Origin of the sequence: Mesorhizobium sp. M0601, assembly GCF_040320845.1 — a bacterium.
In the GTDB taxonomy this organism is placed as follows: domain Bacteria; phylum Pseudomonadota; class Alphaproteobacteria; order Rhizobiales; family Rhizobiaceae; genus Mesorhizobium.
In genome coordinates this window covers 95,910-111,861 of record NZ_JAMYQK010000008.1, presented here as the reverse complement: position 1 = coordinate 111,861, position 15,952 = coordinate 95,910, and the positions used below count along the sequence as shown (strand labels likewise).

Sequence of the window (15,952 nt, the reverse complement as noted above, 5' to 3'; positions counted from 1 at the left end):
GACGATTAGGTATTCTTTCGCTAGTTCGCTGTGGGGCTGTTGCTCCTATAAAGTGCACGAAAGAAACTCTTGGAATAGCGATCGTACCAAGCGGCAGCCCACTCGCCGACAAGTCGCTCTGTCGACGACACCCTACGCCGGTAGTCGACTGTTCGGCGGATACCTCCTTCTTCCTCAAGCTCGATGTCCAGGTGAGTAAACTTTGGGGCCGCATCCGAAAACCTGAGATACATGTATGCAAACACCGCGATATGACGTTTACCCATTGATAAGCAACGATTTTCAATCGCCACCACCGCAGACTGGACTGTGGCGAAATCCTCTAGCCTAACCGCTCGTTCTAGACGAACGAAGTCAAGGAACAATCTCCGGTCGGTAATTGCAAGGTTGCCGTCGGCCGTGTCTCGAACCCCGTGCGACAGCAGTTTTTGCGCAACAAAGCGATAAATAGACGCCATTCGCCGGTCTCATTTTCATTTGCGAGGCAGGACATAGCATGCGGACTAACCCTAGTTCTTGTGAACTGAGCGCCCTTTTTGAGGTCGTCTCCCACTATTCAGTGGGCATTGAGCATTGGATTCTCGCTAGAACGCACTGACATAGAGGCCGCCGTCGACCGGTATGTTCTGACCGGTCAGGTAACCGGCATGGACCGAGCACAGGAAGGCGCAGATCTGGCCGAATTCCTCCGGTGTACCGAGCCGTTTGGCCGGAACGTTGGCTGCTGCTTGCGCTTTGCGCGCGGCGGCCGCTGCCGGATCTTCGGGCGTGCCGGCCTCCTTCGGATCACGCAGCCGGTCGGTGTCGAGCTTGCCTGGCAGCATGTTGTTGATCGTCACGTTGCGGTCGGCCACCGTGCGCGCGACGCCGGCGAGGAACGAGGTGAGGCCGGCGCGGGCGCCGGACGACAGGTCGAGGCCGGGGATAGGCACATAGACCGACAGCGAGGTGATGTTGACGATGCGGCCGAAGCCGCGCGCCGCCATGCCGTCGATCACGGCCTGAACCAGCTCGACAGGGGTCACCATGTTCTGGGTGACGCCCTCGAGGATCTTTTCGCGGTCGAGCGCGCGGAAATCGCGAAACGGCGGACCGCCATTGTTGTTGACGAGGATGTCGGGATCGGGGCAGGCGGCAAGCAGCGCCTTCTGGACATCGGGCTTGGATACGTCGCCGACGATTTCGGTCACCTTGACGCCGAATTTCTCGCGCAGTTCAGCGGCGGTTTTGGCCAGCACGTCGGCGTTGCGGCCATTGATCACCAGATCGCAACCTGCCTCTGCCAGTGCCATGGCGCAGCCGCGTCCCAAGCCTTTGCTCGAAGCGCAGACGATGGCCTTCTTGCCGCGAATGCCGAGATCCATGGTGATTTTCTCCTCTGATTGCCGCGGCAACCTATCCGGATGGCTGGACCAATCGCAACCGTCATACGGTTGTTGCATGAATCGGGGCATAGGCTCAGGCGAAAGCAACGGTGACAAATGATGTCCGGCGCAGAGCCTCGCACTTTCCGCAGCATGTTCATCTCCGACGTCCATCTCGGATCGAAGGCGGCGAAGGCCGAATTCCTGATCGATTTCCTGCGCCATCACGATGCCGATATCATCTATCTCGTCGGCGACATCGTCGACGGCTGGCGCCTGAGACGAAGCTGGCATTGGCCGCAAAGCCATAACGACGTGATCCAGAAATTGCTGCGCAAGGCGCGCAAGGGCGCCAGCATCACCTACATCGCCGGCAACCATGACGAGTTCGCGCGACAGTTCCAGGGCGTTCATTTCGGCGGCATTGTCGTCGCCGACCGCGCCATCCACGAGACCGCCGACGGCAAACGCCTTCTTGTCATCCATGGCGACCAGTTCGACACCGTCGTCCATAATGCGCGCTGGCTGGCCTATCTCGGCGACTATGCCTACGACGCGGCGATGCTGCTCAACCGCGTCATCACACGTCTGCGCCAGGTGCTCGGCCTACCTTACTGGTCGTTCTCGTCCTGGGCCAAGGTCAAGGTCAAGAAGGCGGTGAATTTCATCGGCTCGTTCCAGACCGTGCTGACCGAGGAGGCGCGCCGCTCGCATGTCGACGGCGTGATCTGCGGGCACATCCACCATGCCGCGATCGAAAGCTATGAGGACGTGCAATACATCAACACGGGCGACTGGGTGGAGAGCTGCACGGCGGTGGTCGAGCATTTTGACGGCAGGATGGAGATCCTGCACTGGGCGCATGTCCTGCCGGAGACTCCGGTCGGCAGCGAGGTGCTCGTGCCGATCGACATCAAGGGCAGGGCAGTCCAGGCGGCTTGACCAAATCCGGCCGCATCTCGCTTCAATCGGTTAGTCCAGCGGTTTCATCGACTTTTTCGCCGTGTTAAGCAGCGGCAGGTGTGGCGGGCCGACCCGGCTGAATGCCGTGCCGACGGATCGCCTGTCAATGTCCTCGCTGCCGCCGCTTTCGCCCGAACAGCTCGTCAAGCCACGCCATTTCGAACTGCGCATGAGCTTGATCTTCTTTACGCTCTTCGTTCCGCTCGGGACGCATGTGCCGTATTTCCCGCTGTGGCTGCAGGCGAAGGGGTTCCATGCCGAACAGATAGCCGTGATCCTCGCCGCGCCGATGTTCCTGCGCGTGGCGACGACGCCTTTTCTTACTGCGCTGGCAGACAAAGCGAGCGACCGCGTCAATGTCTATGTTGCGCTGGTCGCCGCATCGCTGATCCTGTCCGCCGGCTACCTCCTGCCGCCGACCTACGCAACGGTACTTGCCGTGTCGCTGGCCCTGACGGTCGTCTGGACGCCGCATTCGCCGATTGCCGATTCGCTCGCCCTTTCAGGTGTTCGCCGCTTCGGCTCGAATTACGCAAGCATGCGCAAATGGGGCTCGATCTCCTATCTCTGTGCCAATCTCGCCGGCGGTTTCATCCTGTCGGCGAGCGGTGCCCAGGCTGTCCCGGTGATCATCTTCGCGGCGCTGTGTGCCGCGCTAGCCGCCGGACTGATTGCGCCGCGCCTTGGCCGTCCACGCCGCGCCTCGCCGCTTTCGGCCGCCGATATCCAGCAATCGGCACCGAAACTCCTCAACCGGTACTTCCTCTATTTTTCGACAGGCGTCGGCGTCATCACCGCCAGCCACGCATTTCTCTACGGTTTCGTGTCGATCTACTGGAAGTCGATCGGCATCAGCGATTCGGTTGTCGGGCTTCTGTGGGGGTGGGGCGTCGTCGCCGAGATATGCATGTTCGTCGTTTTCACCCGCGCTTTCGCCTCCTTCTCGGTCGTCTCGATCATGCTGATTGCCGGGATCGGCGCGATCGTGCGCTGGTTCGCCTTTCCGCTGATCTGGCCGCTTGGGCTTGGCGTTGGCGGGTTTTTCGCGATCCAGACGCTGCACGCGGTTTCGGTGGCGCTGGTGCTGATCGGCCTGCAAAAGATGATCGGTGAGACGGTCGCGGAAGAACGCACCGGGGCGGCGCAAGGCATCGCCTACTTCTCCAATGGCTTCTTCATGGCGGCGGCGACGCTGATTTCCGGTCCTCTTTACGACCGCTTCGGCGCGAATGGCTTCTTTGCGATGATCCCGATCGCCCTGACGGGCCTGGCTCTGATCGGGCTTGCCGCGCGTTCAGCCCCACAGCGCCCGCTCGGGCGGTGACACCAGCGAACCTTGGTAGACGAGACCGGGAACGCGGTCGCGGGCCAGCAGCAGCGGACCGTCGAGATCGACGAAATCGGCATCCTGCGCCAACAGCACAGCCGGCGCCATCGCAAGCGATGTGCCGACCATACAGCCGACCATGACACCAAGAGCCAGTTCGCGGGCGCGGTCGCGAAGCACGAGTGCAGCGGTCAGGCCACCCGATTTGTCGAGCTTGATGTTGACGGCGTCGTAAAGGCCGACAAGTGCTTCAAGGTCCTTCGCCTCGTGCACGCTTTCGTCGGCACAGATCGGTACCGGATGCGCGATGTGGCGAAGAATACTGTCATGTCCCGCCGGCAGCGGCTGTTCGATCAAGGCGATACCGTGCTCGGCGGCAAAGGCAAGGTTTGCGACGATGTTGTCGTTATTCCAGCCCTCGTTGGCGTCGAGAATGATTCGGCTGTCGGGTGCTGCCGCCGTCACTGCACGGATGCGCGCGATGTCGTTGTCGCCGCCGATCTTGACCTTGAGTAGCGGGCGCTGGGCGTTGGCGCGGGCCTGCGCCGCCATCGCCTCCGGCTCGGCGAGCGACAATGTATACGCAGTCTCGAGCGGTCGTAACGGAACGGTTCGTATCGTATGCGCCACCGGTGTTCCGCTGATCTTCGCTTCCAGGTCCCAGAGCGCGCAGTCGATGGCACTGCGTGCCGCGCCGGCAGGCATGGCATCGAGCAGGGCGATGCGGCTGATGCCGCGCGCGATCTCGCTGCGCATCGCCTCGATCGCGTCGCGCACACCCTCCATGGTCTCGCCATAGCGCTTGTAAGGGACGCATTCGCCGCGTCCTGTACGGCCGTTTTCGGTGATGGCGCAGGAAATCACCTCCGCTTCGGTCTTCGAGCCGCGCGAAATGGTAAAGGTCCCGGCTATCGGAAAGCGCTCGGCCTCGACCGAAATGACACGCGCCATATTTTTCTGCTCCGGCTGTGCAACAAGGGGGATATCGGCAAATCGACAGGTCGGCCCCGTCAGGCTAAACAGGACGCCATGTTGACCATCCGCAAACGCGACGCAAGCGGCCCTGCCAAGGAGCCCGACCACCAGCCGCGCATCGCGATCGGCGAGGAGGGCGACGTTCTCGGCTGCGCTTTCTCGGGAACCTGGACGACACGTACCGTGGCGCTGGTCGATGCCGAGATGCGCAAGATCGAGAAGCGCGGCGGCTTCAAGACGCTGGCGCTCGACCTTTCACAAATCGAGAAGATGGACACTGCCGGGGCGTGGCTGATCGACCGCCTGGTCAGCAGCTTCGAAAAAAAGGGCGTCGAGATCACGATGCAGGGGCAGAGCGAGATCGCCTCGATCCTGCTTGGCGCCGTCGGGGACGCCGTTCGTCGCGAGCCCGAATCAGGTCCGGCAAAGCCGCCCAACTTCATCATTCGCGGGCTCGAGGCGGTAGGTCGGCGCGTTTATGAGATGCGCGACGATTTCCTGGCCGCAATGAATATCCTCGGCGCCACGATACGCGGCTCTCAGATGAAGCTTGGCCGCGGCCATGCCGTCAACATGGCGGCGATCTTCAACCAGATCGATCGCATGGGTGTCGGCGCCATACCGGTAGTCGTGCTGATGTCGGCCATCGTCGGTGCGATCGTCGCCCAGCAAGGCGCCTATCAGCTCAGTTATTTCGGCGCCGACATCTTCGTCGTCGACCTGGTCGGGGTGCTGATCCTGCGCGAGCTCGGCGTGCTGATGACGGCGATCATGATCGCCGGCCGCTCCGGCAGTGCGATCACCGCCGAGATCGGCTCGATGAAGATGCGCGAGGAGGTCGATGCGCTGAAGGTGATCGGTCTCAATCCAATCGGCGTGCTGGTGTTTCCGCGGCTGGTCGCGCTGGTCGTCGCGCTGCCTTGCCTGACGATCATCGCCAACTTTGCCGCACTGGGCGGCGGCATTTTGGCTGCATGGCTCTACTCCGATATTGCACCGGCAGCGTTCATCGACCGGCTGCGTGTCGCAATCGACCTCAGCACCATCTTTGCCGGCCTGATCAAGGCGCCGTTCATGGCCATGATCATCGGCATAATTGCCTCGGTCGAGGGCATGAAGGTTGGCGGCAGCGCCGAATCGCTTGGCCAGCATGTGACCGCCTCAGTGGTGAAGTCGATCTTCGTGGTTATTATCCTCGACGGGCTTTTCGCAATGTTCTATGCAGCGATCGAGTTCTGACATGGCGCTGCCGGGCATAAACACGACCAAGGTGGCGGCGAAAGCCAAAGCAGACGAGATCGTGCTGTCGGCGCACGACATCACGGTGTCGTTCGCCGACCAGGTCGTTCTCGACAAATTGTCGCTCGATATCTGGCGCGGGGAGATTCTCGGCTTCGTCGGTGCCTCGGGTGCCGGCAAATCTGTTCTCTTGCGCACCATCCTTGGCTTGACGCGCAAGCAATCGGGAACAATCAAACTGTTCGGCGTTGACGTCGAGAAGGCAACCGAAAGGGAGCGCCTTCGCATCGACATGCGGCTTGGCGTGCTGTTCCAGCATGGCGCCCTTTTTTCGGCGCTGACGGTCCTCGAAAATGTTCAGGTACCTATGCGCGAATATCTCGATTTGCCAAAGAAGCTGATGGACGAACTTGCCATGCTCAAGGTCGAGCTGGTCGGACTGCCGCCGGAGGCGGCGCAGAAATTCCCCTCCGAGCTCTCCGGCGGCATGATCAAGCGTGCCGCCCTGGCGCGCGCCCTGGCACTCGACCCGGATATCGTTTTCCTCGACGAACCGACGTCCGGGCTCGATCCGATTAGCGCGGCTGAGTTCGACGAATTGGTCGTCAAGCTGCGCGATACGATGGATTTGACCGTGTATATGGTCACGCACGATCTCGACACGCTGTTTACGGCGTGCGACCGCGTGGCGGTGCTCGGCAACAAGAAAGTGCTGGTCGAGGGCACGATCGACGACATGCTCAGGAGCGAGGAACCCTGGGTAAAATCCTATTTCCGCGGAAAACGCGCCCGGCAACTTGATCTTGCGGCGCGCGCATAGCCATAAGTGAGCAATGGAAACCAGGGCCAACTACGTCATTGTCGGCATTTTCACGCTGGCCGCGATCCTCGCGGCTTTCGCTTTCGTCTATTGGACGGCCGCGATCGGCGACAGGGGTGAGACGGCGATGCTGCGCGTGCGCATCCCGGGCTCGGCTTCCGGCCTTGGCCGCGGCAGCTTCGTGCTGTTCAACGGCGTCAGGGTCGGTGAGGTCAAGCGTGTCTATATCGACGTCAACAATCCGACCGCCGCCATCGCCGACACCGAGATCGGCCGGAATACGCCGATCACCAAGTCGACGCAGGCCGATATCGGGATCGTCAGCCTCGCCGGCCAGGCCAGTATCGAATTGAAGGGCGCCGACCCCAAGGAAGTGAACCTTCTCGACCAGGCGGAAGCGGAGGGCAAGGTCGCCGAGATCGTCGCCAATCCGTCGGCGGTCACCAACCTTTTGCAAACGGCGCAGAACATCTTCACCCGCGCCGACAAGGTCCTTTCGGAGCTCGAAGGCTTCACCAAGGATGTTCGCGGGCCGCTGACGCAAACCGTCAACAATGTCCAGACCTTCTCCGATGCACTGGCCAGGAATGCGGACGGCGTCGACAAGTTCCTGGCGAGCGTCAGCTCGCTGGCGGACGAACTGAAGGGTGTTTCGGGCAAGCTCGACGGCACCCTGAAGGCGGCGGAAGGGCTACTCAACGCCGTCGACAAGGACCAGATCAAGAGCATCGTCGCCAATGTCGACACGGTCACTTCCAACCTCAAGGAAACCAGCAAGCAGTTCGACACGGTCATCAAGAACGTGGACACCGCGGTCGGCTCGATCAACGACTTCGCCCAGAAGACGCAAGGCACGCTGGCCAAGGTCGACGGCGTTCTCGACGGCATCGATCCGGCTGAGGTTCGCACCGCGCTGGCCAATATCCAGAAGGCCAGCGAAAACGCCAACGAGGCTGCCGCCGACATCGCCAAGGTGACCAACAAGTTCGCCAACCGAGCCGACGACATCGATGAAACCATCAAAGACGCGCACCAGCTCGCAGGACGCCTCAACGATGCCTCGGTGCGAGTCGACGGTATCCTTGCCAAGGTCGACAAACTGCTCGGCTCCGGTCAGGCCGACGGCGTCATGGCCGATGCCAGGGCGACGCTCAAATCGTTCAAGCAGGTCGCCGACACGCTGAACGCCCGCCTCGGCACCATCACCGACAATCTGGCGCGGTTCTCGGGACAGGGGCTGCAAAACGTCGAATCGCTGGTCCAGGACAGCCGTCGTTCGATCAACCGCATCGAAGAGGCGGTGACCGACCTCAGCCGCAATCCACAGCGGATCCTGTCCGGCGGCGAGGGTGAGGTCCGGCAGTTCGACGGCAGGGTGCGCCGTTGACTTCGGCCTGCGCCCACCGCAAGAACATAGCTTGCGGATGCGCGTTGTTTCCACGATCCGGGGGGGATCGCGTTTGAAGTCGATCAGTTCAGGCAGCGTCAGATCGAGTGGGTTCAAGGCCGGAGCGGCACTGCTGGCGCTTTCGCTCGCCGGCTGCGCGGCGCTGGGCGGCAAGCCGGCGCCGCTGGATACGTTCGAGCTTTCGGCGCCGTCGCTGGAAGCGCGTGCCCACAGCCGCCGCCAGATCCTCATCGCCCAGCCATCGGCGCTCAAGGCGCTGGACAGCCAGAACATCGTCATCAAGCCATCGCCGCGATCGATCCAGTATCTCAAGGGCGCGCAATGGGCCGACCGGCTGCCGATGATCGTACAGGCGCGGCTGGCAGAGACGTTCCAGCGCTCGGGCAGCTTCACCGGCGTCGGCAAGCCAGGCGAGGGGCTGGCGATCGACTATCAGGTGATCGTTGAGATCCGCTCGTTCGAGGTGCGTGTCGATGGGGGCGAACATGCCGAGGTCGAGCTGTTCGTGCGCCTATTGAATGACCGCAACGGTGAAGTGCGCGCTTCGAAGACGTTTAGCGCCATCGCGCCCGTTTCGGGCAATGGCAACCAGGCCTATGTCGGCGCGCTCGATGCCGCGTTCGGCGATGCGGCCGAGCAAATCGTCCGCTGGACGGACACCGTGATCTGAACCGGGCTAGCTGCTGTGAGGCGGCTGGTGACCGAAGCAGCTCACGGAGCGTATTCGACAAGCGTATGATCTTCGCCCGCGAGTTCATCGTTGATGATTGAGGCTATGGTTTCCCAATCACCTCCAGCCAGCCCTGCGCCAATTTTCGGGTAGCCGATTCTTTTGCCCGCGAATTTACCTTTGACGGCCTGCATGACTTTTCGAATTGCCTGGTAGTCGGCTTTCACGCCTTTGCCCTGCCAATGGAACTGAGTGTAGCCGTTGACAACATGGAAAATGCGGCTGCCTCGCTTGATTTCGGCAACGGATATGCTTCCCAGCTTGGCTGGGTCACCCTTCAATGTCGCGCAATCCGCAGCATATGCTTCGGGAAAAGGCTGCTTTATGGAAAGAGCAATTCCTTTGCCCATCTGGCACTGGCAGTTGCATCCATGCACAATGACATCGAACGTTCCGTCGAGCGCAAGCTGAAGCAGATCACCGCGAATTGTCTGCATTGCCACGAGATACCGGCCTCTGCTCTGGGCGCAAACATCCGACCAAATCAGGAGATTTGCGGACTATCTTTTTCAGTATCGGGTCTAAGCAGAAAGGGCAGAGTGCACTTTCTGTTTTCCTGTCCCGCCGCTTAGTGCAGACGGCCGCTGGCATGGGCAAGCATGGTGTAGACCTTGCCGGTGTCCGACGTCAGGTAGGTCTGCGCCATGATGTTGTCGCGGTCGTTGCGCGACACGTCCTTGAGCAGCTTTTCGAAATCGTCGCAGTAACGATCGACAGCAGCGCGGAACTCCGCCTCTGACTGATATTTGCGGCGGATCTCGTCGAACGTCTGCTGGCCCTTCAGCGTGTAAAGTCGGCGCGTGAAGACGTCGCGCTCGCCGCGCCGGTAGCGGTTCCACAACTCGATCGAGGCGTCGTGATCGATGGCGCGTGCGATATCGACCGAGAGCGAGTTCAGCGATTCCACGACATGAAGCGGCGAACGCGCCGCGGGAGCCGGGCGCGGCGCTTCGGGAGGCGCTGCCGGCTTGGCGTCGTCTTCGCGCGATGCACCGGTCAGGAGGTCGCGCACCCAACCGCCCTGCGGCGTGCGGCCGTTGGGGTCGCGCTGGCGCGGCGCTTGGTCTGCCGGACGTTCGAGGTCGAGCGTGCCGCGCAGCGCCGTCTCGCCCGAAGGCGCCTGCGGTGCACGGCGCTGTTCGGGAGCCGGAGCCGGGCGACGTGGCGGTTCGGCGGGGCGTGCGGCAGGCGCTTGCGGCGCCGGACGCAGGTTGCGCTGTTCCGAACTGTCGGCGCTGCGGCCAGATTTCGCAACGATTTCAGAAAGTTCCTTCAGCGCGTTGATCTGCTCTGAAACGGCACGGCGGATAGCCGTGGTTGATTCCTTTGCCTCTTCCGGCATCTCGATGACGCCTTTCTTAAGCTCGGCCCGGGTGAGGTCGAGCTCGCTCTTGATCGAGCCGGCGGTACGCCGCATCTCCTCGGTCGCATCGGCAAAGCGCTTGGTTGCCGAATCGACCACTTCGGAAATCGCGGTACGGATCTTGTCGGCGGATTCCAGCGTCTTGCCCTCGGCGTTCTGCAGCGTCTGGCCGACCAAATTCTCGAACGAGCGCATGACCCTTTCGAGATCTTCCGACTTCTTGACAAGGCCGACGGCGAGGTCCTCCAGCGACGATTGCCTTTCGAGCGTGTGCTCAAGATTGCTCTGGGCCGAGCTCAACAGGTCCGAGGCACTGGAAAGCAACCGGCTGTGCTCGTCGAACTTGGTGGCGATTGAAGCAACCTCGCGTAAGGTCGACGACGACAGCTCGGTGAGCCGCGTCGTGTTCGAATCGACCAGACGCGCCGAACTGGCGAAGGTCTGCGCGGTCTTTTCCGTGGTCGCCGCGAAGCTTTGCGTGCTCCCGGTCAGGCGTTCGTCGACCTGGCCGAGATTGGTCGCCGCCTGCTCGATCAATTGACCGAGCTGCGAGCTGGAGGTGGTCATGCGGCCGATGAGGTCGGCAACGCTGTCGGCAAGCGTCGAGCGCGCGCCTTCGACGGCCGACAGGGTTTCGGCCGTGCGGCTGGCGATGGCGTCGACGAGGGCGGCGTTTTGATTGCGCAGCTTCTCGGTCGCACGTTCGGTGACCTCTTCCATGCTCTTTTGCAGCTCGGAGCCGCCCTGGGCGAAGCGCTCGACCAGAGGCCGCGCCGTCTCGTCCAGGATTTTCGATATTTCTGCCGAACGGGCCGCAAGCATCGTACTGAGCTCGCGAGTATTGGCTCCGATGGTCTTTGCAGCGTCATTGGTGCTCTGACCGATATGCTGGCCGACCGCGGTGAAGGTTTCGGCGATGGTGTTGGCACGCGAGACCAGTTGCGCTTCGGCACCCGAGACTTGTTCGTTGAGCTTTTGGCCCATTGTCTCGGCGGAGTAAGCGAGGCGGTTCTCGACGCTGGCGACCTGCTCCTCGACGCGGGCCGCAGTGGCGGCAGCACTCGATGCCAGGCGTTCGTCGGCACCGGCAAGCAGTTGCTCGATTTCACGGGCATGGACTGCGAGTTCCTGGCCAGTCTGCCTGGCGCGTTCGGCAACCCGCTGCTCGGTGCTGGTGAAGGCACCGACAATGGTGTCGGCATGTTCGCCGATTGCGGTGCTGCTGTCAGCGATACGGGACACCAGGCGATGATCGGCCTCCTCGAAGATGCGGCCGATCTCGGACGCACGGGCCGAAAGTGCTTCGGAGCCCTCGGCAATGCGCGAAATAAGTTGCTGGTCGGCGGCATCGAAAATGCGGCCGAGATCCGACGCACGTGCCGCGAGCGCTTCGGCGGATTCGCCGATGCGCACGCCCAGCCGCTCGTCGGCTGTTTCGAAATTGCGCAGGATGTCGCCGGCACGTGCCGCCAGCGACTGGGCCGTTTCGATGGCGCGAGAGACCAGCCTGTGGTCCGCCGCGTCGAAGGTGCCGGCAATCTCACTTGCTCTGGCTGCCAGCTGATCGGCCGTTTCCTGGGCACGCGCGAGCAAGCTGTTCGACGTGTCGTCGACGCGGGCAATCAGTGCGCTCGACGTATCCTCGGCGCGGGCGGCGAGGCGACGATCCGCCTCTTCAAAGGTGCGGGCGATGTCCTCCGCCCTGGCGAGCAGGGCGGCCGAGGTCTGCTCGGCGCGCTCGGCGATCTTGCGGTCGGCATCGCTGAATGCCGCGCCCGCCTGCTCATGCAGCGCGCTGGTAACTTCCATGACCTTCTCGCGCAGCGCGCCGGCGACGAAGACCGCGCTTCTTTCGAGCACACTGCGCACGTTGTCGACACCCGTCGACAGCGCCCGCTCCATTGTGCTGGCGCGCTCTTCAATGATGCCTGTCTGCCGGCTGAACGCCTGCTCGATCTTTTCTACGTCCGCAGCGATCGCATCAGAGATGTCGGTGCTCCTGGCGGCGATCTGATCGATATGGCCGGACAGCGAACGGTCGACATCCTTGCGCGTTTCGGCGAGCCTGGAGAGATCGTCCTGCAATGCGCGGGTCAGCATGTCGCGGCCCTCGCTCAGCTTGCCGACATGACCGGCGACAATCTCGTCGACCTCGCTGCGGCTCATTGCAAGCCTCTCCAGGTCGGCTTCCAACGCGCGCCTGAGGATGTCGCGGCCTTCCGCCAGTTTCTCGACCTGGCCGGCGACCAGCCCATCGATGCTCGAGCGGCTTTCGGCCAGCTTGGCGAGATCGTCCTCGAGCGCCTTCGACAGGGTCGAGCGGTCCTGGACGAGCTTCTCTGCGTGGGTTGCGACAAGGCTGTTGACGTTGCCGAGATCGGCTTCCAGCGCACGCGAAAACTGCGCGCGATTATCGGTCAATAGCTGCGACTGATCGGCGATGGCGCCCCTGATCGTGTTGAGATCGGCCTCCAAGGCGCGCTTGAGGATATCGCGGCCTTCGGCCAGTTTCTCGACCTGGCCGGAAACCAGTCCGTCGATGCTCGAGCGGCTTTCGGCCAGCTTGGCAAGATCGTCTTCCAAGGCGCGCTTGAGGATGTCGCGACCCTCAGCCAGCTTCTCGACCTGGCCGGCGACCAGCCCGTCGATGCTCGAACGGCTCTCTGCCAGCCTGGCAAGATCGTCCTCGAGCGCTTTCGACAGGGCCGAACGGTCTTCGGCAAGCTTGTTCATATGTTCGGAGACGACGCCCCGCACGGTCTCGAGATCGGTCTCCAGTGCCCGCGACAGCTGACCACGGTCTTCCGCCAGCTTTTCGGACTGGCTGGCGATGACGCCCTTGACGGTGCTCAGATCGGCTTCGAGCGCACGCTTGAGGATGTCGCGGCCCTCTGCCAGCTTTTCGACCTGGCCGGCAACCATCACATCGATGCTCGAGCGGCTTTCGGCCAACTTGGCGAGATCGTCTTCGAGCGCCTTCGAAAGGGTCGAACGGTCTTCGGCGAGCTTGTTCATGTGATCGGAGACAACGCCCCGCACGGCCTGCAGGTCGCTCTCCAGTGCCCGCGACAACTGGCCACGGTCTTCCGCCAGCTTTTCGGACTGGCCGGCGATGACGCCCTTGATAGCGTTCAGGTCCGATTCCAGCGCGCGCTTGAGGATGTCGCGGCCTTCGGCCAGCTTCTCGACCTGGCCGGCAACCAGCCCGTCGATGCTCGACCGACTTTCGGCCAGCTTGGCAAGATCGTCTTCAAGCGTCTTCGAAAGCAGGCTGCGATCATCGGCGAGCCTGCCCGAATGATCGGCGATCAGGCTCCTGATGTCGGACAGGTCGTTATCGAGTGACTGGGAAAGCCCGCTGCGGTCTTGCGCCAATTTCGCCGAATGGGCCTCGATGAGGCCATTGATGCCGGCAATGTCGGCTTCCAGCGCACTGGCGAGTATGGCGCGGCCCTCGGCGATCTTTTCGACCTGACCGGCGACGAGGCCGTCGATGCTGGCGCGACTCTCTGCCAGTTTGCCGAGGTCGGCCTCGAGCGCGCGCGAAAGGATGCTGCGGCCTTCGGCGAGCTTGCCGACATGCCCGGCAACCATTTCATCAATTATCGTGCGGGCTTGCACGAGTTTTCCAGAGTCTTCGTTCAAGGCCTGGGCAAGCCTGTTGCGACCCTCTTCAAGGCTTTCGAGATGGCTGCCCAGCGAAGCGTCGATCGCTGCGCGCGATTCATTGACCTTGCGCAGATCCTCTTCAAGGGCGCGCGAGATCAGGCCGCGGCCTTCGGCTAGCTTCTGCACCTGGTTAGCCACCGCTGCGTCGATTTCGGCGCGACCTTCGGCGAACTTCGCCAGATCGGCCTGCATTGCCGCCGCCATCCGGTCGCGGCTTTCGGAAAGCTTGCGGCTGTGGTTCTCGACGGCTTCCTCGATGCCGGCGCGAGCATCGGCAAGCCGCTCGATGTCCGTATCGAACGAACGCGATACGACATGGCGCGCCGCTTCCATGCGCCCGGCGAAATCGCCGGCGCGGGCTTCAAGCATGGTCGAGGTCGATGAAATGATATCGGCCATGTCGGCGCCGATCTGGGTCTTGCCCTGATCGATCATCGCCGACAGCGTCTCCTTGCTATCCTGGAAGGTGTGGGCGATTTCGCGCGCGCGCTCGACCAGCGTCTCGTTGATCTGGCGTGCGCGAGCCTCCAGCGCGGCGTTGAGCTTCTGCGTGCCGGTGTCGAGCGCCTCGGCGCGGGTCTGGAACTCGCTGATCAGCGCCTGGCCACGTTCAGCAAGCGTCCGCTCGATGCCGTTGAGACTGGCTTCGAATTCCGAATTGAGTGTGCGAGCGGCACCGCCGAGCAGCGACACCATGCCGCTCGTGCGGTCGTCGAGCAGGTCGGTCAGTGACCGCGTCAGGCCGTCGGTGGTGTCCGTCAGCTTGGCGATCCGGGTGTCGAGCAGGCTGGCGAAGGCCTCGCCCGACGTCGACAGCCGATCGGTGATCGATTCGAGCCGGCCTTCCACCGAATCGAAGATCGACATCGAGCTTCCGTTGATCCTGTCGATCAGCGTGTCGCCGGATTCGTTGATCGTCATCGACAGCTTGGTCGAGGCGTTGAGAATGCTGTCGCGAATGATATCGCTGGCGGCGTTGATCTCGTCTTTCAGTGTCTCGTGGGCGCCGGTGATCGAGGCGCGCACGCGCTCGGCATGGGTGACGACCGCTTCGCGCTCGCTGCCCAGCCCGTCGACCAGCGAGCGGATGCGGGACTCGTTCTCTGAATAGGAGCGCTCGATCTGGTTCACCTCGCTGTGGACCAGCGTTTCGAGCTCGACGGCACGCGCAAGCGTGCGTTCGATGCCTTCGCCCATGGCTGCCACCTCGCGGCGAACCGCTTGGCCGATCATCATGACGCGATCCTGGGCAAGATTTTCCGGCTCGGCCAGACGGAAGGCCACCTCGGTCATCGACTGCGCGGCAAGGCGCATCTCCTGAGCGCGGTGAATCATCACTGCGAATGCCCAGAACAGGATGACGGGCACTATTGCCGCGACCGCCAGGCCGATCAGCTCCGGACGGGCGAAAAACTGATCGAAGGTGCGGATGTTCCAGATGCCAGGTCCGAACAACAGGTTCGCAAGGCCGCCAGCGCCGGCGATCCAGGCCAGCGAAACGAAAGCCACGACCCAGTAGATCGTGTTCGAGGCGCGGCGATTGAGGGTGTGCAGGAGCGTCTTATAGTCTTTTTGACGATCGTCGTTGGCCGGCGAGAAAGCTGCCGGCTGGGAGCCATTGCGCGTTGCGACAGGACGCAACTCAGCCGGCTTGGTCTTTGGCGCGGGATTTGCGATCTGGCCTTGATTGGCGGCAGGTGCCGCGTTCTGGGTCTGGTCCGGGGCAGGCGCTTCGTTCTGGCTGCGACCTTCGCGCGCCAGCTCGTCGGCGGCTTGCGATATTTGCGCTTCGAGATCTTCCATGGATGCAGCCATGTCGAAGTCGCCGCCGGCATCGCTGCTCAGATCGATATCAAGTGCTTTTTCAAGTTCCCTGGCTACGTCGCTGTCGAGCGTTCTTGTCGTCGTTGGTTTCTTCGCCATGCCTTCGCTACCCTGTACAAGCTGCCGCGGGACTTATGGTTCTGCTTATTGATTCTGCCTAGCGTGTCCCGCGCAGGAGGCTGAAAATGGACCTGTCGTATCGTAATGACACAGCCGGGTAAAGAAAACATGCATTCCGCCCGATACGTAAAACTTTAAATATAAGGTTAA

11 protein-coding genes are annotated in these 15,952 nt (G+C 62.3%); 6 read left to right on the top strand and 5 right to left on the bottom strand.

Features of this window, described 5'->3' with window-relative positions; all coding sequences use genetic code 11:
- Positions 1-20: 20 nt before the first annotated feature.
- Positions 21-458 carry a hypothetical protein gene (locus tag NKI41_RS10890; protein ID WP_352471736.1) on the bottom strand — a complete coding sequence of 146 codons (438 nt, stop codon included), beginning with the start codon at positions 456-458 and terminating at the stop codon, positions 21-23.
- A gap of 126 nt (positions 459-584) precedes the next feature.
- Positions 585-1,364, bottom strand: a complete 780-nt coding sequence (locus tag NKI41_RS10885; protein ID WP_352682914.1) for an SDR family oxidoreductase — start codon at positions 1,362-1,364, stop codon at positions 585-587.
- A 120-nt stretch (positions 1,365-1,484) separates the two neighbouring features.
- Here NKI41_RS10885 and NKI41_RS10880 point away from each other — a divergent pair, with 120 nt between their 5' ends.
- Both NKI41_RS10880 and NKI41_RS10875 read left to right on the top strand, forming a co-directional pair.
- Positions 1,485-2,306, top strand: coding sequence for a UDP-2,3-diacylglucosamine diphosphatase (locus tag NKI41_RS10880; protein ID WP_352502515.1), 822 nt, complete (start codon positions 1,485-1,487; stop codon positions 2,304-2,306).
- Between the two features lie 127 nt (positions 2,307-2,433).
- Entirely contained in the window at positions 2,434-3,651 is a 1,218-nt protein-coding gene (locus tag NKI41_RS10875; RefSeq protein WP_352682912.1) for an MFS transporter, read from the top strand.
- Here NKI41_RS10875 and dgcA read toward each other — a convergent pair.
- Positions 3,622-4,605 carry an N-acetyl-D-Glu racemase DgcA gene (gene dgcA / locus NKI41_RS10870; protein ID WP_352682910.1) on the bottom strand — a complete coding sequence of 328 codons (984 nt, stop codon included), beginning with the start codon at positions 4,603-4,605 and terminating at the stop codon, positions 3,622-3,624. The two genes, NKI41_RS10875 and dgcA, sit on opposite strands and share 30 nt — an antisense overlap.
- Before the next feature lie 78 nt (positions 4,606-4,683).
- On the opposite strand from dgcA, the gene NKI41_RS10865 reads away from it, so the two are divergent.
- The 4 genes from NKI41_RS10865 to NKI41_RS10850 are packed head-to-tail and all read left to right on the top strand — an operon-like array spanning position 4,684 to position 8,766.
- On the top strand, positions 4,684-5,868 hold the full coding sequence (locus NKI41_RS10865; protein WP_352540617.1) for an ABC transporter permease: 1,185 nt from the start codon (positions 4,684-4,686) through the stop codon (positions 5,866-5,868).
- 1 nt (position 5,869) lies between these two features.
- Positions 5,870-6,688: an ABC transporter ATP-binding protein gene (locus NKI41_RS10860; RefSeq protein WP_352682908.1), complete on the top strand. Its 819-nt coding sequence runs from the start codon at positions 5,870-5,872 to the stop codon at positions 6,686-6,688.
- A gap of 13 nt (positions 6,689-6,701) precedes the next feature.
- Entirely contained in the window at positions 6,702-8,075 is a 1,374-nt protein-coding gene (locus NKI41_RS10855) for an MlaD family protein (RefSeq protein ID WP_352448731.1), read from the top strand.
- 37 nt (positions 8,076-8,112) lie between these two features.
- Positions 8,113-8,766, top strand: coding sequence for an ABC-type transport auxiliary lipoprotein family protein (locus tag NKI41_RS10850; protein WP_352682906.1), 654 nt, complete (start codon positions 8,113-8,115; stop codon positions 8,764-8,766).
- 41 nt (positions 8,767-8,807) lie between these two features.
- Here NKI41_RS10850 and NKI41_RS10845 read toward each other — a convergent pair whose 3' ends face one another.
- Positions 8,808-9,263, bottom strand: coding sequence for a macro domain-containing protein (locus NKI41_RS10845; protein WP_352471799.1), 456 nt, complete (start codon positions 9,261-9,263; stop codon positions 8,808-8,810).
- A gap of 131 nt (positions 9,264-9,394) precedes the next feature.
- Positions 9,395-15,781 carry an apolipoprotein A-IV repeat region-like domain-containing protein gene (locus NKI41_RS10840; protein ID WP_352682904.1) on the bottom strand — a complete coding sequence of 2,129 codons (6,387 nt, stop codon included), beginning with the start codon at positions 15,779-15,781 and terminating at the stop codon, positions 9,395-9,397.
- Positions 15,782-15,952: the final 171 nt, after the last annotated feature.

What these genes read in the sequence shown, in the direction of transcription:
- NKI41_RS10890 (WP_352471736.1), bottom strand. Translation starts at nt 458, where the DNA reads ATGGCGTCTATTTATCGCTTTGTTGCGCAAAAACTGCTGTCGCACGGG.
- NKI41_RS10885 (WP_352682914.1), bottom strand. Translation starts at nt 1,364, where the DNA reads ATGGATCTCGGCATTCGCGGCAAGAAGGCCATCGTCTGCGCTTCGAGC.
- NKI41_RS10880 (WP_352502515.1), top strand. Translation starts at nt 1,485, where the DNA reads ATGTCCGGCGCAGAGCCTCGCACTTTCCGCAGCATGTTCATCTCCGAC.
- NKI41_RS10875 (WP_352682912.1), top strand. Translation starts at nt 2,434, where the DNA reads ATGTCCTCGCTGCCGCCGCTTTCGCCCGAACAGCTCGTCAAGCCACGC.
- dgcA (WP_352682910.1), bottom strand. Translation starts at nt 4,605, where the DNA reads ATGGCGCGTGTCATTTCGGTCGAGGCCGAGCGCTTTCCGATAGCCGGG.
- NKI41_RS10865 (WP_352540617.1), top strand. Translation starts at nt 4,684, where the DNA reads ATGTTGACCATCCGCAAACGCGACGCAAGCGGCCCTGCCAAGGAGCCC.
- NKI41_RS10860 (WP_352682908.1), top strand. Translation starts at nt 5,870, where the DNA reads ATGGCGCTGCCGGGCATAAACACGACCAAGGTGGCGGCGAAAGCCAAA.
- NKI41_RS10855 (WP_352448731.1), top strand. Translation starts at nt 6,702, where the DNA reads ATGGAAACCAGGGCCAACTACGTCATTGTCGGCATTTTCACGCTGGCC.
- NKI41_RS10850 (WP_352682906.1), top strand. Translation starts at nt 8,113, where the DNA reads ATGCGCGTTGTTTCCACGATCCGGGGGGGATCGCGTTTGAAGTCGATC.
- NKI41_RS10845 (WP_352471799.1), bottom strand. Translation starts at nt 9,263, where the DNA reads ATGCAGACAATTCGCGGTGATCTGCTTCAGCTTGCGCTCGACGGAACG.
- NKI41_RS10840 (WP_352682904.1), bottom strand. Translation starts at nt 15,781, where the DNA reads ATGGCGAAGAAACCAACGACGACAAGAACGCTCGACAGCGACGTAGCC.